At 33.2% G+C, this 26647-nt stretch carries 27 protein-coding genes; 16 read left to right on the top strand and 11 right to left on the bottom strand.

The annotated features are described in order from the left end of the window. Nucleotides 1-244: 244 nt before the first annotated feature. Nucleotides 245-1600, bottom strand: a complete 1356-nt coding sequence (locus D9V42_RS03465; protein ID WP_122063110.1) for an APC family permease — start codon at nucleotides 1598-1600, stop codon at nucleotides 245-247. Between the two features lie 184 nt (nucleotides 1601-1784). Between D9V42_RS03465 and D9V42_RS03460 the strand changes: the two genes are divergently transcribed. From D9V42_RS03460 to D9V42_RS03415, 10 genes are all read left to right on the top strand, one after another. Next, a complete protein-coding gene (locus D9V42_RS03460; protein WP_122063108.1) occupies nucleotides 1785-2381 on the top strand; it encodes a YdeI/OmpD-associated family protein in 597 nt (198 codons plus the stop codon). A gap of 258 nt (nucleotides 2382-2639) precedes the next feature. Continuing rightward, nucleotides 2640-3188 carry a TetR/AcrR family transcriptional regulator gene (locus D9V42_RS03455; protein WP_107554352.1) on the top strand — a complete coding sequence of 183 codons (549 nt, stop codon included), beginning with the start codon at nucleotides 2640-2642 and terminating at the stop codon, nucleotides 3186-3188. A gap of 194 nt (nucleotides 3189-3382) precedes the next feature. Next, a complete protein-coding gene (locus D9V42_RS03450; RefSeq protein WP_122063106.1) occupies nucleotides 3383-4273 on the top strand; it encodes a beta-keto acid cleavage family enzyme in 891 nt (296 codons plus the stop codon). Next, nucleotides 4270-5235: a 3-hydroxyacyl-CoA dehydrogenase NAD-binding domain-containing protein gene (locus tag D9V42_RS03445; protein WP_107530041.1), complete on the top strand. Its 966-nt coding sequence runs from the start codon at nucleotides 4270-4272 to the stop codon at nucleotides 5233-5235. Before D9V42_RS03450 ends, D9V42_RS03445 begins: the two co-directional genes overlap by 4 nt. Before the next feature lies 1 nt (nucleotide 5236). Then, nucleotides 5237-5710, top strand: a complete 474-nt coding sequence (locus D9V42_RS03440) for a thioesterase family protein (protein WP_122063104.1) — start codon at nucleotides 5237-5239, stop codon at nucleotides 5708-5710. A gap of 298 nt (nucleotides 5711-6008) precedes the next feature. Next, complete coding sequence (locus tag D9V42_RS03435; protein WP_107554356.1) at nucleotides 6009-7193, top strand: betaine/proline/choline family ABC transporter ATP-binding protein; 1185 nt, start codon at nucleotides 6009-6011, stop codon at nucleotides 7191-7193. After that, nucleotides 7193-7828 (top strand): ABC transporter permease, encoded by a 636-nt coding sequence (locus D9V42_RS03430; protein WP_017722793.1) that lies wholly within the window; start codon nucleotides 7193-7195, stop codon nucleotides 7826-7828. The genes D9V42_RS03435 and D9V42_RS03430 overlap by 1 nt, the downstream gene beginning before the upstream one ends. Before the next feature lie 15 nt (nucleotides 7829-7843). Then, on the top strand, nucleotides 7844-8788 hold the full coding sequence (locus D9V42_RS03425; protein ID WP_122063102.1) for an osmoprotectant ABC transporter substrate-binding protein: 945 nt from the start codon (nucleotides 7844-7846) through the stop codon (nucleotides 8786-8788). Next, nucleotides 8788-9480: an ABC transporter permease gene (locus tag D9V42_RS03420; RefSeq protein ID WP_017722791.1), complete on the top strand. Its 693-nt coding sequence runs from the start codon at nucleotides 8788-8790 to the stop codon at nucleotides 9478-9480. Before D9V42_RS03425 ends, D9V42_RS03420 begins: the two co-directional genes overlap by 1 nt. A gap of 18 nt (nucleotides 9481-9498) precedes the next feature. Further along, the gene (locus D9V42_RS03415; RefSeq protein WP_122063100.1) at nucleotides 9499-10257 is read left to right on the top strand and encodes an alpha/beta hydrolase; all 759 of its coding nucleotides are present in this window, start codon (nucleotides 9499-9501) and stop codon (nucleotides 10255-10257) included. 109 nt (nucleotides 10258-10366) lie between these two features. On the opposite strand, the gene D9V42_RS03410 is transcribed toward D9V42_RS03415, so the two are convergent. The 9 genes from D9V42_RS03410 to D9V42_RS03370 all read right to left on the bottom strand — a co-directional run bounded on the left by D9V42_RS03410 (nucleotide 10367) and on the right by D9V42_RS03370 (nucleotide 18716). Continuing rightward, nucleotides 10367-11416, bottom strand: a complete 1050-nt coding sequence (locus tag D9V42_RS03410; RefSeq protein WP_122063097.1) for an acyl-CoA dehydrogenase family protein — start codon at nucleotides 11414-11416, stop codon at nucleotides 10367-10369. Nucleotides 11417-11430: 14 nt separating this feature from the next. Beyond that, nucleotides 11431-12192 carry an ABC transporter permease gene (locus D9V42_RS03405; protein ID WP_107554360.1) on the bottom strand — a complete coding sequence of 254 codons (762 nt, stop codon included), beginning with the start codon at nucleotides 12190-12192 and terminating at the stop codon, nucleotides 11431-11433. 6 nt (nucleotides 12193-12198) lie between these two features. Next, the gene (locus D9V42_RS03400) at nucleotides 12199-13158 is read right to left on the bottom strand and encodes an ABC transporter substrate-binding protein (RefSeq protein ID WP_208639067.1); all 960 of its coding nucleotides are present in this window, start codon (nucleotides 13156-13158) and stop codon (nucleotides 12199-12201) included. 13 nt (nucleotides 13159-13171) lie between these two features. Then, a complete protein-coding gene (locus D9V42_RS03395; RefSeq protein WP_122063095.1) occupies nucleotides 13172-13912 on the bottom strand; it encodes an ABC transporter ATP-binding protein in 741 nt (246 codons plus the stop codon). A 264-nt stretch (nucleotides 13913-14176) separates the two neighbouring features. Then, nucleotides 14177-14689 carry a DUF4242 domain-containing protein gene (locus D9V42_RS03390; RefSeq protein ID WP_107530031.1) on the bottom strand — a complete coding sequence of 171 codons (513 nt, stop codon included), beginning with the start codon at nucleotides 14687-14689 and terminating at the stop codon, nucleotides 14177-14179. Nucleotides 14690-14934: 245 nt separating this feature from the next. Further along, nucleotides 14935-15636 carry an antiholin-like protein LrgB gene (lrgB, locus tag D9V42_RS03385; RefSeq protein ID WP_119615149.1) on the bottom strand — a complete coding sequence of 234 codons (702 nt, stop codon included), beginning with the start codon at nucleotides 15634-15636 and terminating at the stop codon, nucleotides 14935-14937. Further along, the gene (lrgA, locus tag D9V42_RS03380; protein WP_122063093.1) at nucleotides 15633-16076 is read right to left on the bottom strand and encodes an antiholin-like murein hydrolase modulator LrgA; all 444 of its coding nucleotides are present in this window, start codon (nucleotides 16074-16076) and stop codon (nucleotides 15633-15635) included. The genes lrgB and lrgA overlap by 4 nt, the downstream gene beginning before the upstream one ends. Nucleotides 16077-16197: 121 nt before the next feature. Next, on the bottom strand, nucleotides 16198-16962 hold the full coding sequence (locus D9V42_RS03375) for a response regulator transcription factor LytR (protein WP_122063091.1): 765 nt from the start codon (nucleotides 16960-16962) through the stop codon (nucleotides 16198-16200). A gap of 2 nt (nucleotides 16963-16964) precedes the next feature. After that, nucleotides 16965-18716 carry a sensor histidine kinase gene (locus D9V42_RS03370; protein ID WP_122063089.1) on the bottom strand — a complete coding sequence of 584 codons (1752 nt, stop codon included), beginning with the start codon at nucleotides 18714-18716 and terminating at the stop codon, nucleotides 16965-16967. A gap of 438 nt (nucleotides 18717-19154) precedes the next feature. Between D9V42_RS03370 and D9V42_RS03365 the strand changes: the two genes are divergently transcribed. From D9V42_RS03365 to pcp, 6 genes are all read left to right on the top strand, one after another. Continuing rightward, a complete protein-coding gene (locus D9V42_RS03365; RefSeq protein ID WP_122063087.1) occupies nucleotides 19155-20546 on the top strand; it encodes an MFS transporter in 1392 nt (463 codons plus the stop codon). Between the two features lie 234 nt (nucleotides 20547-20780). Beyond that, nucleotides 20781-22379, top strand: a complete 1599-nt coding sequence (locus D9V42_RS03360; protein WP_122063085.1) for a M20/M25/M40 family metallo-hydrolase — start codon at nucleotides 20781-20783, stop codon at nucleotides 22377-22379. 144 nt (nucleotides 22380-22523) lie between these two features. Then, a complete protein-coding gene (locus tag D9V42_RS03355; protein ID WP_122063083.1) occupies nucleotides 22524-22964 on the top strand; it encodes a DUF805 domain-containing protein in 441 nt (146 codons plus the stop codon). 737 nt (nucleotides 22965-23701) lie between these two features. Further along, nucleotides 23702-24406, top strand: coding sequence for a DUF969 domain-containing protein (locus D9V42_RS03350; protein ID WP_107554370.1), 705 nt, complete (start codon nucleotides 23702-23704; stop codon nucleotides 24404-24406). After that, nucleotides 24399-25325, top strand: a complete 927-nt coding sequence (locus D9V42_RS03345) for a DUF979 domain-containing protein (protein ID WP_122063082.1) — start codon at nucleotides 24399-24401, stop codon at nucleotides 25323-25325. Before D9V42_RS03350 ends, D9V42_RS03345 begins: the two co-directional genes overlap by 8 nt. 30 nt (nucleotides 25326-25355) lie before the next feature. Continuing rightward, nucleotides 25356-25997 (top strand): pyroglutamyl-peptidase I, encoded by a 642-nt coding sequence (gene pcp, locus D9V42_RS03340; protein WP_107554372.1) that lies wholly within the window; start codon nucleotides 25356-25358, stop codon nucleotides 25995-25997. Between the two features lie 94 nt (nucleotides 25998-26091). Here pcp and D9V42_RS03335 read toward each other — a convergent pair whose 3' ends face one another. Further along, entirely contained in the window at nucleotides 26092-26592 is a 501-nt protein-coding gene (locus tag D9V42_RS03335; RefSeq protein ID WP_107551506.1) for a GNAT family N-acetyltransferase, read from the bottom strand. Nucleotides 26593-26647 lie beyond the last annotated feature (55 nt).

Raw genomic sequence — 26647 nt, 5'->3', positions numbered from 1 at the left:
ACAAAAAATTGATCATCATCTGATTAAATTGTAATGATTATAGATAATTGTAACAAAGTTGAATATTGTTAAGTGCGTATTCTTGTATTATTTCATATTAATTTACTTATATTAAATAATAAGTAAAACAAATACACAGGAGGAAATTATATCTTTTTAAATGTATAATAAAGAAAAAGAAACAGGTTTGACACCATAATAGCATACTATGATTTCTAACCTGCTTCCTGCCAAAGATAATTCGTTAATTTGCTTTTTCTGAAAGTTGAGTTGAATTTAAACCTATATCATCTATATTTAAATTAGCTTTAGTATTTGAAACTTGTGCTATAGCAGCTGAAAGTAGAATATATATTAAAGTACCTATCATATAACCCATTTTCAAATCAGATATTAATAAATAAGACTGATATAGTAAAACAATGATAGCAGTAATTGCTATAATGATTAGTACAGGATAGGGCACTTTAAAAGGCGATTGTTTATAGGCTTCAGGATATTTTTTTGGTAATTGTGTTACTGCTAATGCAGGAAATGCAAATACTATTAATGATATGCCTGTACCTAATTGCGCAACAACATTTAGTGACATCCCCGTAACGATAGGTAGTGCACCAATAATATAAAAAATAAGTAGTAACCAATGTGGTGTGCCAAATCGCTTATTTACGTGCCCTAAGGCTTTAGGCAAATAACCATCATGAATTGCGATTAATAAACTTTTAGTTACCCATGTAAAAGTTGAATTAAGTGTTGTAGCTAAGGCAAACATTGCTCCTCCAATCATAAAGAAAAGGAAAATAGGGGCAGGTAGTATTTCTTTTGCTACGCTTGTTAAAGGTCTGCCTGCTACTTCGGGAATCGGTAAAACGCCAACTGCAATTGATGCAATAAAGGCATATAATATACCAACAAATATAGTAGCTACAATTATAACGATTGGTATATCCCTTTTTGGATTTTTCATTTCTCCACCTAATTCAGCAACAACTTGCGCGCCACCAGTAGCAAAAGAAACTAAACCGACTGCAGTGAAAAATCCTGTAAATCCATCTGGGAACATTGAGCTTGAATTAAATACGCCAAAATGAACATGTGGCATACCGAAGATGATGAAACAAGATAGAGCTACAATTAAAGTGATTACCATCAAATTTCCTATAATTGATGCAGACTTTATGCCAACGATATTCACGATAAATAAAATAGTTAACAATAAGAAGGCGACAGTTCTAACGGGAACACCAGGAAAAAGCCCTTCTAAATATTGCGCAAACGACAGCGCATATAAGGATAAGGTAATTTGTAAAAACATAAACAACATCAGCCAAAATATACCTGTTTTGGGGGACAATAAACGACTAGTATATTGGTACATACCTCCAGTAGTAGGTAACGTTGAACCTAATATTGCTATTGGAAACATGGTCAGTAACGTGATAACAGCAGATAAAATGAATGCTGGTGTTATACCACTACCTGTCATTTGTATACCAATACCAGTTAATGACATGACACCAGCTCCGATAATTTGACCAATCGCAATTCCCAAAACGTCTGTAAGACCTAACACTTTTTTTAAATTTGTTGCTTGTTGCATTCAATCACCTCTATATATTATGTAGTTGTAAAAATAATAAAAAAATCATAACATAATTTGCATTTAATTCATAGTACATCAATCGGAAAACTTGGTTTAGAAAGGAAATAGTCCATCATAGCGGAAATAGAGTGATTTATAGTAGAATAAAAATAAATAGAAAATACAATGAGGTGCAATTGTTATGACAAATCAACAAAATCATATAAAAGTAGATGCATTTATTGATAGATTAAAACAGTGGCAAGATGAATTTATATTGATGCGTGAAATTATTACAGAAACTGAATTAGTTGAAGATTATAAATGGATGCATCCTTGTTATACATTAGAAAATAAAAACGTAGTGATTGTACAAGACTTCAAGCACTATTGTGCCCTGTTATTTGAAAAAGGTGCTATTATGGAAGATCCTTATCACACATTGATTCAACAAACTAAAAATGTACAAGCAGCTAGACAATTACGCTTTGAAAGTTTAGAAGAAATAGAAAGACGTAGAGAAGAAATTAAATGGTATATTGAAGAAGCCATAAGAATTGAAAAATCAGGCAAAAAAGTACCTATGAAAGAAACAGAAGACTATGAAATGCCAGTAGAATTACAAGCGAAATTAGATGAAATGCCAGAACTGGAAAAAGCATTTAATCAATTAACTCCTGGTAGACAAAGACAATATATGTATTTCATAGGACAGGCTAAAAGGGCTTCGACACGTGAAAATCGCGTGTTAAAATATATAGATCATATTTTAAATGGAAAAGGCATGAATGATAGATAATTCTCAAAGTGTATAAAGTGCTAAGGCTGGGGCTTAAATTTAAGGTCTCGGCCTTTAATTATCCTAATGTGCCATACGTCATGGTTGTGTTATAGATCATAAATGATATTAGAAATATGATAATATACTTATGTCTTTAATTTAGAATTTATAGAAAGATAGAGTTGCAACTTTTTCGTTTATCATATATAGTTTGCTCGAATATAAAATACTACGAGACAACAGGTCAGATAGTACATTGAGAAAGAAGGTGTATGAATGCCAAGAGTTTCCAAACGAATACAATTATTACAGGCAGCTGCAACTATCGTTGATGAACAAGGTAGTGAATATTTAACTTTAGATGCTGTTGCTAAAAAAGCTGGTGTCAGTAAAGGTGGCTTATTGTATCATTTTCAAAACAAATTTGCGTTAATACAAGGACTCGTTGACCATGCAGATGAACTATATCGCAATAATGTTAATGAACATGTAGAAAAAGATAATAATGGGAACGGTAAATGGGTTCGTGCCTTTATCGAAGCAACTCGTGAACATCGTGCTGAAAACGGTTCGATTACATCTGGTATGCTTGCTGCCCAAGGCATAAACAGTAATTTACTATTACCATTACAGGACACATACAAAGAATGGCAACACAATATTGAAAATGATGGTCTAGATAAAGTAGACGCAACTATAATGAGGTTGGCAGTTGATGGATTGTGGTTGTCAGAAATTTTCGGTTTAGATAATTTAGATGAATCGATGAGAGAAAAAGTCTTGGACAGATTGACGGAATATACTCAAATTGATAAAAATGACTAAATTATTTTTTTGAGTCTATGTAATTTATAAAAAAATAATAAAATGAACAAACTATGTTAAGTACCGTTACTAAAGGGATAATCGACAATTTGAAGTTGATTATTCCTTTTTTTAAATTTTCAAGGGCTTGAAACTAAACCGTCCAGTTGGTACACTAACCGATGTATTAAAAACGCTCTTGGAGGTTTATATCAATGAAAAAAGTTATGCTAACAGCAGCATTGACAGGTGCTGGAGATACTGTAGATAAAAATAAGCATGTCCCTGTGACGCCACAAGAAATTGCTGATTCTGCAATTAAATGCGCAAAGGCTGGTGCTACTGTAGCACATATTCATGCGAGAGACCCAAAAACAGGGGAGATTAGTCATGATGTGGCGTTTTTTAGAGAAGCAGTAAGACTAATTAGAGAAGCAGATGAAGATATCATTATTAATATCACATCAGGTGGAGGCGGAGATTTCATTCCAAGCCTCGAAGATCCATATAAAGCAGAAAAAGGATCCGATATGCAAACCCCTGATGAGCGACATGAACCAGTTGGTACGTTATTACCTGAAATGTGTACATTAGATTGTGGTAGCGTCAATATGGGCGACGCTATTTATTTGAGTCCTGCAGATTGGTTGAGGAAACAAGCTCAATTGGTCAAGGATGCAGGTGTTAAACCAGAACTAGAGTGCTTTGATAGTGGTCATATTTCTTTTGCAAAACAATTGATAAATGAAGGACTTATTGAAGGCACACCGCTATTCCAATTCTGTTTAGGTATTCCATGGGGCGCTGAAAATGATCCAGAAACCATTGAATATTTTAAGACACGTATACCTGAAAATGCAGAATGGTCAGCATTTGGTATTGGAAGAATGCAATTTCCAACAGTAGAGGAAGCGGCAAAACGTGGTGGTAACGTTCGTGTTGGTTTAGAGGACAATTTATATTTAGCAAAAGGTGTAAAAGCATCTAATGAACAACTTGTTGAAAAAGCAGTAGAAATACTCAAAGCTTTAGATATTGAGCCGATGACACCGGCAGAGGCGCGTGATAAGTATCAGCTTAGATCGCCACAAGGAGGTACAAAATGAAATTTGCAGTTGTAGGTACAGGTGTAATCGGTAGCGGATGGATTACAAGAATATTAGCACATGGACATGAAGTCATCGCGACAGATCCGAGTGAAAATGCATTTGAAAGTATGTTGAAACAAGTGAAACAAAATTGGCCATATGCTGAACAACTTGGCTTAGCAGAAAATGCATCTTTAGAAAATTTAACGTTCACTCCTCATTTAGAAGAAGCAGTTAAAGATGCAGATCATATTCAAGAAAATGTGCCAGAAATTGAATCATTAAAGGATCAAGTATTAACTGAGATAGATTTTTATGCAAAACCAGATGCTATCATAGGTTCTAGTACATCAGGTATCATGCCTTCAGAATTACAAAAGCATTTACAACATCCAGAAAGACTAGTAGTAGCACATCCATTCCATCCTGTATATATTTTACCGTTAGTTGAAATTGTTCCTGGTAAATTAACTACAGAAGAAACAACTGTAAAAGCTGAAACAATTTACGAAAGTATTGGTATGGATGTACTACATGTGAGACATGAAATTGAAGGACATGTAGCTGACAGATTAATGGAGGCTTTATGGAGAGAAGCATTGCATATCGTCAATGATGGCATCGCTACTACAGAAGAAGTAGATAAAGCATTTACCCATGCAGCTGGGTTGCGTTATGCACAATATGGTCCGTTTATGACATTCCATTTAGCTGGCGGTGAGGGCGGTATGCGTCATATGTTAAAACAATTTGGCCCTGCATTGAAAAAACCTTGGACTAAATTAATAGCTCCTGAATTAACACAAGAACTTTATGATGAAGTCGTCAATGGATGTGAATCTTCATCACAAGGACAAACCATGTCAGAGCTTGACCAAAAACGCAATGAATTTTTAGTTAAAGTGAAACAACTTGCAGAAACATATTGGCCAGAAGAGACACCTTCAATGAAAAAAAGTAATAATCAGTCGGTGTATTAATATGACCCAATCATTATTTGAATATACGACAACGGTAAAACAAAATTGGGTAGATCATAATGGTCATATGAATGATGCTGAGTATAATCGAGTATTCAGCGATGCAACAGACGCGTGGTTAGCTAATTTGGGGTTAGATTTACAAGCGATTGAACAATTGAAATATACTATATTCACACTTGAAAATCATGTGATGTATTTAAAAGAAATAAAAGTAAATGAGCCCCTCACTGTCACAGTAGAATTGTTTGATTTTGATGCAAAGCGTTTACACGTATTTATGACATTAAAAAATGAACAAAATGACAGATGTGCGACATATGAAGTGATGCTAATGGGGATGGATACTAAATCTAATAAACCGCAACCATTTCCAGAATCTATTAGAAAATCAGTTGAATTTTATGCTGATATTGCATTGATTCAACATCAACCAGAAGAGCTTGGGCATCATATCGGAATCAAACGAAAATAAATTTTGTTAATAAATTTTAAGCCATTGAATAAAAGGTTTTTTGAATGTATTAAGAAACAAAATTCACTATTATAAATTGTTTAATTTTATTAATTGATGTATCTTGTTATATATAGGTTGATAAAATATCTAAGCAAAATGGCTATTTATTTAGATGTATTTAGCGAAACATGAATAAATTAGGGCTATATGTGCTCATGTTTTTACTTATTTTAGGATTTGTATAACATCCACAGGTAGCCCTAAATTTATAAGGAAATAGTTGAAATTGAATATGTACATAGAAAGGAATTGACCCATGTTAAGTATTAAAAACTTATCTAAAGTCTATGGCGGCGGTAAAAAAGCTGTGGATAATATTTCATTAGAGGTTGAATCTGGTGAATTTATAGCATTTATTGGTACAAGTGGTAGTGGTAAGACAACTGCCTTAAGAATGATAAATAGGATGATAGAAGCAACTGAAGGCCAAATTACAATTAATGGCAAAGACGTCCGTAAGATGAATCCAGTGGAATTGCGTAGAAAAATTGGTTACGTTATACAACAAATCGGATTGATGCCACATATGACTATTAGAGAAAATATTGTTTTAGTACCTAAGTTATTGAAATGGTCACAAGAAAAGAAAGAAAAAAAGGCAAAAGAATTAATTAAATTAGTCGACTTACCTGAAGAATTTTTAGATAGATATCCATCACAACTTTCTGGTGGTCAGCAACAGCGTATTGGTGTTGTTAGAGCATTGGCAGCTGAACAAGATGTTATTCTGATGGACGAGCCTTTTGGAGCTTTGGATCCAATTACTAGAGACACGCTACAAGATTTAGTTAAAGAGTTACAACAAAAATTAGGTAAAACATTTATATTTGTCACTCATGATATGGACGAGGCTATCAAGCTAGCCGACAAAATTTGTATTATGTCAGAAGGTCAAGTGATTCAATATGACACACCTGACAATATTTTACGTCATCCAGCAAACGACTTTGTACGTGACTTTATTGGTCAAAATAGATTGATACAAGATAGACCTAACATGCGTACGGTTAAAGATGCCATGATTAAACCAGTTACAGTACATGCAGATAGTACATTGAATGAAGCAGTAGAAATTATGAGAGCACGTCGTGTCGATACTATTTTTGTAGTAGGTAACAATAGCAGATTATTAGGTTATTTAGATATTGAAGATATCAATCAAGGTTTAAGAACGCATAAGGATCTTATTGATATGATGCAACGTGATATTTATAGAGTGAGAATAGATAGTAAATTACAAGACTCTGTTCGTACAATCCTTAAGAGAAATGTAAGAAATGTGCCAGTAGTGGATAGTGATGGTAAAACATTAATTGGATTAGTTACGAGAGCCAACTTAGTAGATATCGTTTATGACAGTATTTGGGGAGAATTAGATGAGGATGTTAGCGCTACTGAAGCTGCAATTGTAGAGCCCGATAATGTAGGAGCTGATATATAATGAAACAATTCATAGAGCAATATGGTGGTCAACTGATTTCTAAAACAGTAGAACACTTTTATATCTCAATGATCGCTTTGTTGATTGCCATTGTAGTAGCTGTGCCTTTAGGCATAATTCTATCCAAGATGAAAAGAACTTCAAACATTGTGCTTACAGTTGCTGGTGTATTACAAACGATTCCTACATTAGCTGTACTTGCGGTCATGATACCAATTTTTGGCGTGGGAAAATTACCAGCAATCATAGCTTTATTTATCTATGTACTTTTACCAATATTAAATAATACTGTTTTAGGTGTTAAAAATATCGATAGTAATATTAAAGAAGCGGCAATCAGTATGGGCATGACGCGTTTTCAATTAATGAAAGATGTGGAACTGCCATTAGCCTTACCGTTGATTTTAGGCGGCATTCGATTATCATCAGTTTATGTAATCAGCTGGGCTACACTTGCGAGTTATGTTGGTGCCGGCGGTTTAGGTGACTTTGTATTTAACGGATTAAACTTATACGATCCATTGATGATTGTAAGTGCTGCAGTACTTGTCACAGCATTAGCATTAATTGTAGATCTATTACTATCATTAGTTGAAAAATGGGCAGTGCCAAAAGGATTAAAAGTATCCAGATAAATTAAGGAGGACATTATGAAACGATTGAAACAGTATTGTATCGCACTTGTACTGTGTCTGACGGTGTTATCTGGATGTAGTTTACCCGGTTTAGGTGGAAATAGCTCAGACAACGAAGTCAAGATTACAGCGCTTGCGACGAGTGAATCACAAATTATGTCTCATATGTTGAGACTTTTAATAGAACATGATACGGATGGAAAGATTAAACCAACATTAATAAATAACTTAGGATCAAGTACAATTCAGCACAACGCTCTTGTAAATGGTGATGCAAATATGTCTGGTGCGCGTTACAATGGTACAGATTTAACAGGTGCATTAAATGAAGATCCTATTAAAGACCCAGAAAAAGCAATGAAAGCTACCCAAGAAGGTTTCCAAAACAAATTTAATCAAACGTTCTTTAATTCATATGGTTTTGCAAATACATATGCATTTATGGTTACAAAAGAAACAGCTAAAAAATATAATTTGGAAACAGTATCTGATTTGAAAGCACATAGTGATGAATTAAAATTAGGTGTCGATAGTTCATGGTTAAATCGTGAAGGGGATGGTTATCCAGGATTTACGAAAGAATATGGATTTAAATTTAATACAGTTAGACCGATGCAAATTGGTTTAGTATATGATGCATTAAATTCTAAAAATCTCGATGTAGCCGTAGGGTATTCAACAGATGGGAGAATTGCGGCATATGATTTAAAAGTGTTAAAAGATGATAGACGCTTTTTCCCACCTTATGCAGCTAGTTCGGTAGCAACAAATGAATTATTAGATAAATATCCTGAATTAAAACCGATTATTAATAAGTTAGAGAAGAAGATTTCAACTAGTGAAATGCAAAATCTTAATTATCAGGCTGATGGTAAAGGCAAAGAGCCGGCAGTTGTTGCAGAAAACTTCTTGAAAAAACATAACTATTTTGAAAATGATAAGAAGGGTGATCAAAACTAATGGAGGGTAATTTATTACAGCAATTAGTCGAATATTATTCAGTAAACTTTGGCTACCTTTGGGATTTATTTATTAAACATCTACTTATGTCTGTGTATGGCGTGTTATTTGCAGCGATTGTGGGTATCCCGCTAGGTATTATTATAGCTAGATATAAGAAACTATCATGGACGATTATTACGATTGCAAATATTATACAAACTGTACCTGTTATAGCAATGCTTGCTATTTTGATGTTAGTTATGGGTTTAGGGCCAACGACAGTAGTAGTAACGGTATTCTTATACGCTTTATTACCGATTATTAAAAATACTTTTACAGGTATCGTAGGTGTAGATGAAAATATTAAAGATGCCGGTAAAGGTATGGGTATGACACGGAATCAAGTCTTACGCATGATAGAGTTACCATTAGCTTTATCTGTTATCTTAGGCGGACTAAGAATTGCGCTTGTTGTAGCTATTGGAGTTGTCGCTGTTGGATCATTTATTGGCGCACCGACTTTAGGTGATATTGTAATCCGTGGAACAAATGCTACAGATGGCACAACATTTATTTTAGCTGGCGCTATACCTATTGCATTAATTGCAATTTTAATAGATGTTGTATTAAGATTATTAGAAAAACGATTAGACCCGACGACTAGAACACAGAAGAAACAAAAGCATAGACCACAGGGTATTAATCAGTAATGAAAGTAGTGAAATGATATGGCGTTGTTAACGATAAATTACAAATCCAAAACCATTGGTATGAACCATCAATTTATAGCAATTTTACCTGAAGATGTTAGTTATTTTAATACGGAGATAGAGCCCAAACAATTAAAGACAATGTTATTGTTACACGGCTTATCAAGTGATGAAACATCTTATATGCGCTATACAAGTATTGAGCGTTATGCAAATGACCATCAAATTGCAGTGATTATGCCTAATGCTGACCATAGTGGTTATAGTAATATGGAATTTGGTCATAAATACTTTGACTATGTATTAGAAGTATTAGATTATGCACATCAAATCTTACCGTTATCACAGAAGAGAGAGGATAACTTTATTGCAGGGCATTCTATGGGAGGATATGGAACGATTAAATATGCCTTAACACAAGGTCATCGTTTTGCTAAGGCGAGCCCATTATCATCTGTATTTAATGCCCAAACCTTTATAGACATTGATTGGAATGACTTTTCAGGCCAAGCAATTGCAGGTGTAGATAAAATGACACAGGATACAGAACTTGATCCGTATTATTTAGTAGATAAAGCAATAGCTGAAAGCAAAGTAATACCGGAGTTACTTATTATGTGTGGAACAGAAGATCAACTCTACGAAGATAATAAACAATTTATAGCATATTTGGATGCACAAAATGTATCTTACCAATTTGAAGATGGACCTGGTGAGCACGATTATGCTTATTGGGACAAGGCTGTAAAACGTGCAATTGAATGGTTCGTAGGATAAATAGCAAATTAAAACAATGATTTAGCATAAATAAAAACCTCAATCATAAAAATGGTTGAGGTTTTTTGACTTGAAGAGTTGATTGTACAAACGATAAAGAAAAAATGTATTACTTTGAAGTAATATGCTTAGGGTTGATTTCTTCTTCCAATTTACCTATATGTCTTAAAGTGGGTGTTAACGCAGCGAAGAAGAAACCTTCTTTTAATTTACGTGCTTGTGGTGCTTTGGGTGAATAAGCTCTAGATCCACCGTTCACCATAGAAGCTTGGTTCACTTCTAATAATAAGTAGCCAGCTTGTTTTTTTAAGTTGATGAGTTCAGCAAAATCATGTTGTAAAGTTTTGCGTTGGATTAAATGATAAAAGTCTGTTTTGATTTGTTGTAAACGTAATTCGAAATCATCAATATCGTATTCTAAGTATTTATTTATACCGTTTTGTGCATCTGAAAATTGATGTATCAAATCAAGTGAAGCACGAATAGAACCTAATGCTATTGGTACTTGCAGTGCAACGAATTGAGGACGGATATCAGCAGCAAATGATTTTGCATCATGAGTGATAATTTGATTCTTTGGAATAAGTACATCGTTTAGTTCGATTTTAAAAGTAGCTGAGCCATTAACGCCTAAGAAATTTGATTTTTCCTCTAAAGTAACGCCGTCTTGGTTTGCATGTACAATAAACATGACTAATTCGTCACCGTTTTCAGCTTTTGATATAGCGCCAAAATAGTGGTCTGGCCCTATATTACTCACTGCAGGTAATTTACCTTTCACGAATAATTGATTCTCTTTGTAATAATGATTTAAATTAAATGATTCTAAATCATTAAATGATTTCATGGGATTAGATAACCCTGTTGCACCTAATACTTTTCCACTAAGTAGTGCCTGTTGTAAATCTTGATTAAAATGAGGTTGTTTAGCATTTTGCAAGTAAGTTGAAAATGCTAATTGACACCATAAACAAAACCCTGTAGTAAGGCATGATTTAGATACTTCTTCGATCACTTCTAAATTGTTAGTTAAGTCATCTTCTTTGAAATAGCCTTCTTTAAATAAATTTTGAATAAATGTTCTAGGGTAGTATGAACCTTCGTCAATTTCTATTAAATAAGGTTCTAATTCATTTTTAATAAGTGTTTGTAAACTCATATATATACGCTCCTTTATTCTCCAAATCTTTTTAAAATGATTGTTTCTAAGTAACTAATGAGTCGATCAATTAAGAATCCGAATAAGCCAATAAAGAAGATTGCAGATAAGACATCTTCTAGATTTAACATGTTACGCGCATCCACAATTAGGAAGCCTAATCCAGATTGAGCACCAATCATTTCGCCTGAAACTAAGAAAATCCAACTTGTACCAACCGCCATATGAATACCACCCATAATATGCTTGAAGGCGCCTGGAAATAATATATTTCTATATAATGACCATCCTTTGAGGTTTAAATTCGCTGCAATTTTCAAATATTGCGGTTCAACATTTCTTATGCCTTTAATAGTATTAAAGACAATAGGGAAGAAAGCAGCAATGAATATAATCGCCATTGCTGGTAGACTGCCAATACCAAACCATAAAACTACGAATGGTGACCAAGCAATAGGTGAGATGGGTCTAATCAACTGTAATAAAGGCTCTATAGCATGAAAAAGTGTGTTACTACGACCTAATAAGAACCCAACTGGTACGCCTATTAAAATTGCAGTTCCAAAACCTACAAAAAAACGAAATAGACTAATACCTAAATGTGTGAATATTTCCCCGGAAATAATAAATTGCCATATACTTTGTGCTACGAGAATAGGGCCTGGTAACAGAATAGGTTGGTAATTACCTATCCAAATGACACATTGCCATAAAAATAGAAAAATGATGAAAGTGAATAGGGGCAATGTGAATTTTTTGATTAATGTAGTTGTCATTTCACTTTATCCTTCCTTATATAACGTTGGGTCTATAAATTCATTATAATCTGGTGCTTTAAACAGTTTGTGTTCATTAATTAACTTCTTAATTTTGCTATAACCTTTTTCTTCAATAGTAAGATCACCATAAGAAGTCCATTTGGCAGATTGTTCTAAAACATCTCTGTCTTGTTTAAAATGTTTATCCATAATATCCACGCTTTGTTTTTGATTATTCATTTTGTAACCAGCTTTTTTGTAGTCAGATATAAATGCTTTTGCAGCATCAGTGTGGTTGTTTATTAGGTCATCTCTTAATACAAGGACACAACAATACGCATCTGGTATAATGTCGCTTCCATGCTGAATTGTTTCTCCTTTTCCTAACTTTTCACCCAGTGCGCCAAAAGGCTCTGCAACTGAGTAACCTGAAATTCGTCCTTCATTTAAAGCTGCGGGCATTTCAGCAGGTGCCATTTCATGGTAACTGAAGTCTTTTGCATTAAGACCCAGTTGTTTACGAATTTCTTCTAATAGTAAATAATGCGTAGAATACCGATGAGGAATAGCAAAACTATAATTTTCATGTTTATGGAAATCAGAAACTTTCTTCCCTTGTTGTCCCATAACTACATTACCTTCATGGTGTCCAAGTGCGACAGCTTTTATATTGGAACCTTTTTGCTTAGATTTCATCGCGAGTTCAATGAGTGTTGAAGCACCGTCTATTTTTCCACTATTTAATGCATCCATAAGATCTGGCCAATTATTAAAACGTACAAGTTTTAAATTATATCCCGATTCTTTTGCTTGTTGTCTAACTTGTTCAGTCATCATTAAATTAGCTGAATGTGTAATAGGGAGGTAACCGATTTTTATAGTCTTTTTATTTTGATTATTGTTATGAGCTGTTTGCTGGTTATCATTTGTACACCCAGAAACTATTAAAAGGAACATTACTGAAAGAACAAATAACTTTTTCAATGTCTAACACTCCTTATAAATAGTATTCCGGTGCTGCCATATGGTGATTTAAAGCAAATTTTTCCATAATTGCATTTCTAATATTTAATAAATGACTATCATTGCGGTTACGTGGGTGTGATTGTTTAATGTTGTATTGACTAATGATTTCACACCCTTCACCAAGCAATATGATATTGTCAGAAAGGTAAATAGCTTCATCAATATCATGTGTTACTAAAATAATCGTAGCATCAGTTTGTTCTTTTAATTGAACTAGTTGGTCTTGTAATTTGTAACGAGTAAAGGCGTCTAATGCGCCTAATGGTTCATCCATCAATATCACATTTGGTTGGTGGACTTGTGCTCTACACAGTGCTACACGCTGTTTCATACCACCAGATAGTTCTTCAGGGAATAAGGTGCCTTTATTATTTAAATCAACACTTTTTAAATGTTTGTTAATTTCATTGTCACTTAGTTGTCGTGATAAACCAATTCTTATATTGTCATTAATATTTTTCCAAGGTAATAAATTGTGGTGCTGGAATATCATTAAACAATCTGGTGAAGGTGTTTGTTTAATTTCACCATCGATATTTACTGTGCCTGATGTAGGTGTTAAAAAACCACCTATTACATTTAATAGCGTAGATTTACCGCATCCGCTTTTACCTATAAAAGTAACGATATCTCCTTTATTTATATTGAGTTCAAAATCATTGATAACTTGGTTATCGCCAAATTGATGTTGAATATGGTCAATATGAATCACGTATTTCACCTCAATTATTCGTATCGTTTTAGTAGGGATTAAATTGATAATAAAGGAGCGGGATTGAAATCCAAATTATAGTTGAATTTCAAATTCCCGCCCCCACAAGTATGACTATACATTAGTCATTTAATGTGCATGATATATTAAATGCTCACAAGTAAAAGGGGTTATATATGTCCCATACTCGTGAAGTGATTAGTTATGATTTTTTACTTCAATTATTAGAACTACTAATCTCAATATCATTGAGAAAGTAGTTCTTTAAATTTTTTCAATGTCATCGATAGGTGTATCTACGGCTTTACGTGCACGACGTACTGCATCTTCATCTGGTGCATCATATAAGCAAATACATTTAGTCATGTCTTCACATACATAAGTACGTTGGAATTGAACTTCAGGTACTTCTTCGTAATGAACTGAATTTTTCTTTTTACGAGCTAAATATTGATCCATGGTAATACCTTCAGGAATATTCCATGTTACTAGATAATCAATTTTTGGATCTCCGGCTTTAACTTCATCTAGTTCTTTACCTACTAAACGAACTTCTTTTACTAAATTTATATTAATTGAAGCATCCTCTAAAAATTGTTTTGCTTCCGTTTCATTATTTGCTTCGACGATAAAATAACCATGTGTTAAATCTTCAGTTGCTTGTACTTCGATAAGCGTCGGTACAGAGCCTGTAGTTAAGTCTGCAGCTTTCTTTTCTAAGTCAGATTTATTTGAGGCAAAAGCTAAATCATTTGCTTCTAGTAAAAATAATGTCATAAATTTAAACCTCCAAAGTTAATAATACATGCATAATACAACAATTCCTATCACAATACAAGGATATAATCATAAGTAATTTTAATTTTCTGATAACTTATAAAATTGTTATATTTTATATAACTTGAGTGTATCTTTCCAAAATTTTAAATCATTGTGCTTATGGAAATGAAAATGAGAAAAAGAAAAATCAACTTTTAGATTATTGATTTCTCTCTTTCTCATTATAATATAATTACTATTATTTAAAGTAATATTGCTGCAAGAATTGGAGCAACAACTACAACAATTACACCGACAATAACTAATGAAATAGATGCCATTGAAGCTTCTGTTTCACCAAATTCTTGTGCTGAAGAGACGCCTAAGGAATGTCCACTTGTGCCAAGTGCAAGGCCACGAGCGATAGGATTGGTAATATTAAATAGTTTGATTAACTTTGTACCGAGTGCGTAAATAATTACGCCATTTAATATAACAGCTAATGAAGTTAGTTCTTTAATGCCACCGATGTCCGCTGAAACAGGTAGTGCAATAGCAGTTGTCGCACCTTGAGGTAACATAGATGCAATAATGCCATTAGAAAATTGGAATGCTTCAGCTATTAAGTAAATGCAAATGAGTGCTGCAGTGGTACCTAAAGTAATACCGCCTAGTACTTGTTTCCAGTATTTTTTTAAAACATCACGTTTTTTATATAAAGGAATAGCGAAACATATAGTTGCCGGTTCCAGGAAGAAATTAATGATGTCTCCGCCAATTTTATAATTTGCATAATCTATACCAGTTAATTTTAGAAACGCTATACCTACGACCATACTTACAAATAGTGGTGTGAATAAGAAAAAGCCATTAGTTTTTTTAAATAAAAATGTGGCTATAATAAATGGTATCAATGAAAGTAAGATGCCGAAATAGGGCGTATTGATGGCTAAATGTTCAATCATAATTTATCCTCCGCAAGTTGTTTTTGTGGTCTTTTTCTTGGAATAAAGGATTTAGTTATAAGCATTTGAGCAAAGAATCCTGTACATAATAACAATAAGAGTGTTGAAATAATGATTAATAAAACAATTAGGATAGGGCTCGTACTTAAAATGCCTAGTGAATTAATAACTGATACACCTGCTGGTACAAATAGAAAACCAATATTGTTCGTTAACGTTGTGCCGACTTTCTCGACTTGACCAAGTTTAATAATACCTGTACATAGTGCTATAAATAGTAACACAAGACCTATAACTGAAGCGGGCATAGGAATTGGCATGAAACTTTCGATAATATTTGAAATAAGCATGATAATAGCAATCACAAGTGCTTGATGGAAAAAATTATATGTTTTTGAATGCTGCGTTTGTGCTGCATGTTGCTGTTTGTTTGCTTCCATAATTAAAGTTCCTCCCGTATTAATCTTGGGTTAATTATAAAATGAAAGCGATTACTTTAGTTGAATTGGCAAGCGACTTACTAGACGTTGTCTCTGAAATGCATAAATTAGAACTTGAAAATCAAGATAACCCCATATCTTGTTTGAATGGTTTCATATAAGAGCGGCTCACTTGGAATTTTAATTGATTAGTCATGGTTAATTGATAAGTATAGTTGAACCAATGTTCAATTGTTTGAATATGTGTCTTGTTAATTAAAGTGGCACGATGAATTCTCATAAATTGGGTAGTGTCTAATTTTTTTTCGTAATGGTTGAGCGGTTCAGAAGTCTCAAATTCATTGAGTGTCGTATTTATCGTTGTGACCCCGTTATTGACAGAAATTGCGATAATATCATCTAAATTAATAATATGAATCCGCTCATTAACTTCAATAGGGAGTACGTTTGGCGTATTCTCAATTTTGTTGTGTGTATCATTAGGATTATTATCATTATTTATAAAATTTTGTTGTTCGATATTTGAGTGAAGCACTTGTTCAACTTTATGGATAGCTTGTGCGATTCGTTGTTGTTCAAATGGTTTCAAAATATAATCAATGGCATTTAATTCAAACGCTTTTACCGCAAAAGTATCGTGTGCAGTAGCGAAAATAATCAAAGGGCGATGCTTCATGTTTTTGATTTTATTAGCTAAATCAAGACCACTTTCATCCATTAAATTAATATCTAAAAAAATAACATCGTAGTTATCATAAAGTAATAATTCTAAAGTTTCAGAGATATTTTCGGCTTCTTTAATTAAATCAAAAGAACGAATTTGATTTAATAGATAGTGTAGTTCATTACGTGCTAGCGGTTCATCATCTACGATAATTGTCTTCATAATTAACCCTCCTCTGTAGTGTGATGTGGAATTGTACAACTTACTTTTGTACCTTGTTTATTTGATTCAAAATGAAGTTTAGCTTTATAACCAAATAAACCATCTAATCTTTGATTTAAATTTTCTAACGCACTTCCTGTACCAGATTCTGAATAAACACTAGTTTTCCCAATTTTATCAAGTTTGTTTACTGGTATACCTTGTCCATTATCTGACACAGAGATATTTAACCCGTAGTTATTTTGGTGGGCTTTTACAATAATGTTGTTATCATGTTTTCTATTTTTAAATGCATGTTTAATTGCGTTTTCTACAAGGATTTGAATTGCAAAAGGTGGCACTAAAGCACCATAGCTTGAATCAGCGATATCAAAACTAACATTGAATCGATCAGGATAACGCGCTTGTTCTAATGATAAATATGCCTCAACCTGCTGTAATTCTTTTTCTAAAGAAATAGTATTATGACGTGTACCTTGCAAATTTGAACGGAAAAATTGACTGAGTTGTAATAATAATTCTCTTGCTTTTTCACTATCTATTCTTACTAATGCTGAAATAGTGTTAATTGAGTTAAAGAAAAAGTGAGGATTGACTTGAGCCTGGAGCGACTTAATCTCAGCATCTCTTATTAACGCGTTTTGCGTCTCAGCTTGTCCAAGCTCAAGTTGGCTAGAAAATATATCTGCTAGTCCAGCTACAAGCTGTTTATCTGAAAAGTTAACGTCATGCTTGTTAGTAAAATAGAGTTTTAATGTACCGACGACTTCATTTTTTACATGTAATGGCATAACAATAGCAGCTTCTAGCGGACATCCAGGGTGGTTACAACCAATTTCTTCACTTGAATAGGCTTCCTTTAAAGTGCCAGTTTGAATAGCAATTTTTGATAAATCCGTAATAATAGCTTTTTGCGCAACGTGATGATCACTTGCAACGCCAACGTGAGTTAATATGTCTTTACGATTTGTAATCGCAACGGCTGAAACACGCATTAGGTTTAGAATGATTTCAGCTGCTTGTTTAGCGGACTGCTCATTTAAACCTGAACGGAAATAAGGCAATGTCTGGTTAGCTAATTGTAAGACATCATGAGTTTGGATTGCACGGGTTTCTTCTTCTTTCTTAATTGTTGAAAGTATGATTGATAAAAATATAGCTGTACCAATTGAATTAATGGATATCATAGGTAAGGCAATAAGTTTTACTAACGTCCATGCGTGAGCGGTATTATCAGAAAATAGTAAAATACAAAGCATTTGAATAATTTCTGTAGCACCACCGATAAGCGCACCTTTTACAATAGTTGGATATCTATTAGCTCGCATAGCTTTATGACCAAAATAACCTGAAACTAGTGCAATAATAATAGAAGAAATCAAATATATGTATGCATCTGCCCCTCCGATATAGACACGGTAAATACCTGAAATGAGTGCTACCGCTAAGGCGACGAATGGTCCACCTATTAGTCCTGATACGCCAATTGTTAATACGCGTGTGTTTGCTAACGACGCATCAGGGCTTAAATGATTATAGACTGTGCCGTTGATAATTTCATCACCACGAATTTGTACGCCAGTAAAATTTGAAAGCATAGAGAAACAACCAAATATTATAATCAGTTGCCATTGCGAACGTCGCTTTTCTCGGTCATTCATCATCGATTTAAAATGATCAATATTCATTAAAATATATGCAATCAGTATAATTAAACCAACGCGTTCTAATAATAAGATAAATAAATTTAACATGACTTCACCTTTTTTTTATTAGTTTGACATGGTTGATTATACAGAATTTTATAAAATTATGAGTTTTATGGGAATTATTTTTTATAAATTATGTCCAATGTCCCAATATAGCAGTGATCAGAGGGAAGAATCAAATTACTCTCTATGTAAATAACTACATAATTGACGCAGTTCTTTAGCATTATTAAGAGTTAAGTGTTATTTTATTAATATTGGCTTTTAAAAGGATTTGTAAAAATTATAGATATTAACATAAAATTAATTGATATAATTATTACAGAATTTTAAACCAATTGTATCTTAAAAGATTAGTTTTGAAATAGATATAGACTTTTTTAGCGGTTTTTCAGTTTGTATGGAAAATAGCGTTAAAGGCGTGTATACCTGTTTTGAAATGTGATCTATGTGTTTACGGGAAATATAGGAGGAAAAAAGCATATGGAATCAACACATTCGTTTGAAGGAGATAATAAACTTCTTGTTGGTATTTTCTTAGGAGTCATTACATTTTGGTTGTTTGCACAATCATTAGTAAATATTATTCCAGATTTAGAATCATCATTTGATACGAATTATGGAACAATAAATGTGGCGGTAAGTTTAACCGCATTATTATGTGGTTTATTTGTAGTAGGAACAGGAGGGCTTGCTGACAGATATGGCAGGGTGAAAATGACCTATATCGGATTGGTATTAAGTATTGTTGGTTCGTTATTAATCATAATACCAGGGTTTATGCCATTACTTGTTGTTGGACGCGCGATTCAAGGATTATCTGCAGCATGTATTATGCCTTCAACTTTGGCAATTATCAATGAATATTATATTGGTAGTCGTCGCCAACGCGCATTGAGTTATTGGTCAATCGGTTCTTGGGGAGGCACAGGAGTTTGTTCGTTATTTGGCGGTGTAATGTCTACGTTTATTGGTTGGAGATCAATATTCATTATTTCAATTCTTGTAGCATTAATGGCAATGTATCTAATGAGACATACACCAGAAACAAAAGCCATACAAACTGAAGAAACAAAACAAGCTAAATTTGACATAGTAGGACTTATTATTTTAATTATTGCAATGCTAAGTGTAAATTTGATTATTACAGAATCATCGGATTATGGGCTTTTCTCACCATTTATCATGTCACTCATTGTTGTATTTATTATTTCAACACTTTGCTTTTTATATTATGAAGGTAAAGTTAAAAATCCACTTATAGACTTTAAACTATTTAAACATAAAGGTTATAGTGGTGCTACAATCTCTAACTTCTTATTAAATGCAGTGGCAGGGACACTTATTGTCGCTAATACGTACTTCCAATCAGGGTTACATTTTAGTTCTTTCCAATCTGGTGTCATGTCTATTACGTATTTAGTAGCTGTGCTAGTAATGATTAGAGTCGGAGAAAAAGTGTTACAAAAGATTGGTCCAAGAAGACCGATGCTAATTGGTGCAGCACTTAACGCTATAGGCATTATTTTAATTTCATTCACGTTCTTACCTACGCCAGTTTATATTGTAGCTTGTATAATAGGTTATTTAATCTATGGTATGGGATTAGGTATGTACGCAACACCATCGACAGATACAGCAGTATCAACAGCACCAGAAGATAAAGTTGGCGTTGCGTCTGGTGTTTATAAAATGGCATCATCATTAGGAAATTCATTTGGTGTCGCATTATCTGGGACGATCTTTACTGTGATGACTGTAGTATCGAATATACAAGTTGGAGCAATGTTTGGCTTGTGGTTCAATGCAGCATTAGCAATTATCGCATTTTTGGCAGTACTCATATTAGTACCAAAAAATCAATTTAATAATTAACTTAAGACTAATGACACTTTAAATTATAATTAGTTATTGTAGATACGGGATTACGCATTCAATTTATACCATTGATTGCGTAATTCTGTTTTTTTATATTTATATAAATTTGGCCGTTCATACCATATTAAGTAAATGAATATTAATTTCACAAAGCTTTTTCACGAGAATATATTGATTATGAAATTAAAAGCGTATTATAATTGAGGAAGCGTTTACATTAGGAGGGGTTATGTGGTACAGCAACTATGGCAAACTTATGAAGATAGATTGAAATTATTAAAGCGTTTAGTTAAACATGAGACGGTTACTAATACTCAAGGCGAGATTACATTTCCTAATTTTGTAAAGAATCTGCTATTAAAATTAGATTATTTTCAACAGCATCAATCCCAGGTTTTACTTGAAGTTACTGAAGATGAAAAAGAAGCTGTTGTAGCTTTTTATCAGGCACCTACTTCTAAAAAAACAATCGTATTAATCAGTCATTTTGATACTGTAGGTGTAGAAGACTTTGGCTCATATAGTGAGTATGCTTTTGATCCCGATGCCTTAAAGGATATTTTTAAAGAGCATAATAGTTATCTTAGTGAAGATGCTATTGAGGATTTAAATCGTGATACATATTTATTTGGTCGTGGTGTCATGGATATGAAGGCAGGTTTAATGCTACATTTATCCTTAATAGAACAAGCGAGTATCGAAGCATGGGATATTAATTTAATTTTAGTCACAGTACCAGATGAAGAAGTGAATTCTTCAGGTATGCGCAAAGCTGTAGAGACCATTGCAAGATTAAAACAACAACATCAGTTAGATATTCAGCTTCATTTAAACAGTGAACCAACTTTTCAACAGGCTAGTGCAGATGAACAGCATTATATATATTCTGGTTCTATTGGAAAAATAATGCCAGGTGTATTATGTTATGGAAAAGAAACACATGTAGGAAACCCAATGGACGGATTGAGCTCTAACTTTATGATGAGTTATATTAATCAAGCAATAGAATATAATGCTGTTTTTAAAGAAACATTTGAAAATGAAACGACACCTTTGCCAGTTTCATTAATGACAAGAGATATTAAGCAAACATACGATGTACAAACGCCATTTAGAACAATGTCATTATTTAATATGTTCCTTTTCAAACAGAAACCTGCTGACTTATATAGACAATTTATAGATACAGTAATAAAAGCAACAGAACGTTGTGAAAGTGATTGGTTATCAATTTTAGAAAGTGAAGAGATTCCTTTTGATACTAAAATTAATGTACTGACATTTGAGCAATTGAAAGCATATGCGATTAAACATCATGGTGAAGCATTTATAAATAAAGAAATAACAGCAGTGATACAGCAAACTAAAGAGCTCCATTTACAAAGTATTAAAGTGACAGATAGATTAATGCAAATTTGCAGAAATATTGCGCCAGCGGTCGTGACTTTTTTTGCAACGCCATATTATCCAGCAGTTAATACGTCTTATGATGAAAAAGTTGAGGAAACTATTGAATTGGTCCGTCAAACTTTACAAGAACAATTTCAACGTAAAAGTGAACGTATTCATTATTTTAATGGTATTAGTGATAGTAGTTACTTGAATTTTTCAGGCGACATGTCTCAAATGATTACTTATCAGCAAAACGCACCTAATTTTAATCAAACTTACTTGATTCCTTTTGAAGCGATACAAGCTATTAGTGCGCCAGTCATACTTTGTGGACCAATCGGTAAAGATGCACATCAATTAAGTGAAAGACTACATAAGGATAGTGCATTTATAGAATTACCATTCGTATTAAATCGTATCGTAAAGTCATATATTTAAAACAATATAAGTAATGATTTGATATAATGTTTTTAAATTTACTAATATTTTTAGTATAAGTTTTGAAAAAATAGGGTATTACGATATATTAGTGAAGATATGTACTTTAAAAGTTCCACAAGAAGAAAATGGAGTGGTAAGCACATGCTAGAGGCGTATAAAGATTTTTGGAGAAGATATATAGATTTTAATGGCAAATCAAACAGACTAGAATTTTGGACACCGGTATTAATTCATATCATTATTATATTCATTATTGCGCTCATTGGTGTCGTTTGCTTTATTACAGGTACCTTTATTGTAGCGGCAGTACTATCAGTTTTTGTGGGTATATTTGCGCTAGCGATAATCTTACCAATGTTTGCAATTACATTGCGCAGATTTTATGATGCCGGTAGAAAACGTGCAACAGCAATCATATTAATTGTATTATCTATATTTATTAATATTACCTTTGATATTATTCAAATTAATAGTGTTGCTATATCATTAAATATCATTTCGTTAATCTGTACAATGATCCTGGTGGTAGAAACATTATTACCATCACGTAATGTAGCCGATTCAGAATTAAAATGGTTGTAATTTTATACAATGACGAAAGTTATTTTAAATGATACGACTGAGTTTGGGACATACATGCCTAGTCTTAAAAAAAGTGGTACAGAAATCTAATTTATTTTAAAGAGATTTCGTCGTCCGGCATCTACAAAGCTGACTAGAGTTAAAAGAGCTAACGGTTTTACCTGAGATGAAGCCCCTGTATAGGTGCCACCAACTCAATATTCTGATTATATTAAAAGAGCTATATCCCTTGATATTAAAGGATATAGCTTTTTTAATATAGAAATAACTGCAATTTTAACCATTTGATAATAATAAAAGCTACCAAAATTAGATAACGTATTAAACTTTATTTTCTCTGCTACATAAGTTGAAAATGGGGTGAAGTTAGAATAAAAAAGTGAGTAAATTGGATAGAGGGTTATTAGCCATTGATTTATATAAGTTACCGTTTTTGTAACGGGAATATCGGGCGATACACATATGTGTATTGCCTTTTTCTATATACAAATTACCATACCTTAAAAACATTATAAAATGTTTAAGGTAGCGTGTGCATGTTGGATTGCTATGAACGATATAGTAATCATTGGTACTAGTTTGGACTGGTTAAGTGTAAGTGTTTTTGTCTATTTTTCTAATAGTAATATTTAAGTTACTAATAATTATGACAAAAGGTTATAAACTATTGAATTTTTGATGATTTTTATTGTATTTAGAAAATTTAAAATTATAATGTAGGCATAAGGAGGGGTTTTATGGAGTGGTTAAAGTTAATTGGTATTCTAATTATTATATTAGGGTTCCTGTTTAAGATTGATACGATTGCAGTGATTTTAATTGCTGCTGTGGTTACTGGTATCGTTTCTGGATTAGATTTTTATTCCATTTTAGAAACACTAGGTAAAGCGTTTGTTGATAATCGTTTAGTTACATTATTTATATTAACGTTACCAATGGTCGGTTTAATCGAACGATTTGGTTTAAAAAAACAAGCTTCTAACATGATAGGAAAGGTGAAACGAGTTACAAGTGGACGTCTAATGACTATATATTTATTAATTAGAGAAATAGCTGGCGTGGCTTCAATACGTATCGGTGGTCATCCTCAATTTGTGCGTCCACTGATTAATCCAATGGTTCAAGGTGCATTAAAAACTAGATATAATTTAAAAGACGACGAAGTTGATGAAGCAGACATTGAAAAGATAAAGGCACAAACTTCTGCAATGGAAAATTATGGAAACTTCTTTGGGCAAAATTTATTCGTTGGTGCTGCAGGCGTTTTATTAATGGTAGGAACATTTCAATCATTAGGCATTAAGGTAGACGCAATTGAATTAGTGCTGGCATCAGTACCCATAGCACTCATTGTATTAGTACTTGTCTGGCTTAATAATATAAGATTTGATAAATATTTAGATAAAAAATATGACTCAAAGCAGGTGAAACGTGATGAGTGAACAAGTATTAAATAATATCTTAGAAGTTTTTTATATTTTAATAGGTTTACAATTACTATACACTGCGTTTCGAATTTTGAAATCTTCTACACATAAAAAGAAATACGGTACAGCGTTATTTTGGATTTTGCTAGCTGGAACATTTATTGTTGGTCCATATATCCCAAATGTAATTAATGGTTTATTCATTTTAATGATGGGGGTATTGACTTTATTTAAACAAGTGACAATTAATAACATTGTCGATGTAACTGAAGAAGAAGGGCTGCATGGCGCCCAAAAATATGGAAACAAACTATTTATTCCAGCTGTCATCTTAGCAATTGCGGCGATTGCTGTTTCAAATTGGACCCCTTTAGGTGGTGCAATAGGTTTAGGTGTTTCTTCTATATTAGGGTTAATAGCTGCCTATATAGTAATTAAACCTAAAATAAAATATGTATTTTATGATAGTGATCGACTAACACAACAAATTGGTACCGTGGGTATATTACCTCAATTTTTAGCTGCTTTAGGGGTATTATTTACAGTAAGTGGAGTTGGAGATGTTATATCGAAAGGTATTTCATCGGTATTACCTGAAGGAAATCATTTGGTAGGTGCAACTGCATATATATTAGGTATGGTATTTTTTACTATGTTAATGGGAAATGCTTTTGCCGCCTTTACAGTGATTACTGCAAGCATCGGTATTCCATTTGTCATCGCACAAGGTGGAGATCCTGTTATCGCAGGTGCACTAGCTATGACTGGTGGATTCTGTGGCACTTTACTAACGCCAATGGCAGCTAATTTCAATACATTGCCGGTAGCATTGTTAGAAATGAAACAAGAATTTGGGGTTATCAAAGCACAAGCGCCGATTGCACTTATACTTATAGTAATACATATTGGCTTAATGTATGTATGGGCGTTTTAACTGATTTCAATAAAAAAGGGGCGTTTTAAAATGAGAATCTTAATAACTGGATTTGATCCATTTGGTGGAGAAGAAATTAATCCTGCATTAGAAGCGGTGAAACTATTACCAGATAATATTGAAGGACATACGATAGATAAGTTAGAAATACCAACTGTCTTTCATAAAAGTAAACATGTAATCGAAGCACGTATGAAACAATATGATTATGATATTGTGCTAGCAATTGGACAAGCAGGAGGAAGGTTTGAATTAACGCCAGAGCGTGTTGGTATTAACATTGATGATGCACGAATAGCGGATAATGAAGGTCAACAACCGATTGACGAATCTATTCATCCAGATGGGGCACAGGCGTATTTTTCAAACTTACCCGTAAAACGTATGACTGAAGCTATTAAAGCGAGTGGTGTACCTGCACGTTTATCTAACACGGCTGGCACTTTTGTATGTAATCATATTTTGTATCAATTAGGTTACTTACATGCAACACAATTTCCTAATATAAAATTCGGCTTTATTCATGTGCCATTTATCCCTGAACAAGTTGTAGATAAACCCGAAAAACCTTCAATGTCTGTGGAAACGATTCGGAAGGGATTAAATGCTGCATTAGAAGCTATCATTGAGTCTGACGAAGATATTAAAGTCGCACTTGGGGAAACACACTAAAGTAAAAGTTAACAAATTCTATTGAATAATATAAACAAAGGGACTACGAGATCTTTAAAACAAGATTTCCTAGCCCTTTTTATTTGAGTTAAATTTAATTATCGTGTTCAGTACGTGTGTAATCCATGCGAATTTCATTATATGTTTTACCGAAGAAAGTGGGTTGTTTATATGGTGTTTTTTTAAATCCAACTTGTTCGTAGAAATTAATAGCGTTAGTATTTTCTTCTACAACCCAGAGTGTCACGTTATCTGGATAAGACAGTTCTAGTGCTCGTTGTGTTAAAGCATAGCCAATCATATGACGTTGATACGCTTCTAAAAGATACAACGCATATATCTCACTCCAATTGTCAGATTCTGAAATAGATTTTGTTTTACCATAAGTGATAAACCCTACAATCTCATCCTTAACAGTTGCAACTAAGGTAGGAAGATCGTGTATAGAGGACTTTTTGATAAATTGTTCTTTATCAAGGTTTTCTAGGTAGTCGTTTTCAGAAATATGGTTATATGTTTTTAACCAACTCTCGTAATGGACATTGGCTTTACCATGACGATCTTCCTCCGTCAACGCTCTAATTGTAAAATCCATAGAATGCCCCCTCGCTAAACTAAATTGATGTTATTATAGCATCATTATTTTAAAA

The organism is Staphylococcus pseudoxylosus (genome assembly GCF_003697915.1).
Lineage (GTDB): Bacteria > Bacillota > Bacilli > Staphylococcales > Staphylococcaceae > Staphylococcus > Staphylococcus pseudoxylosus.
This window is presented reverse-complemented; position numbering and strand designations above follow the sequence as displayed.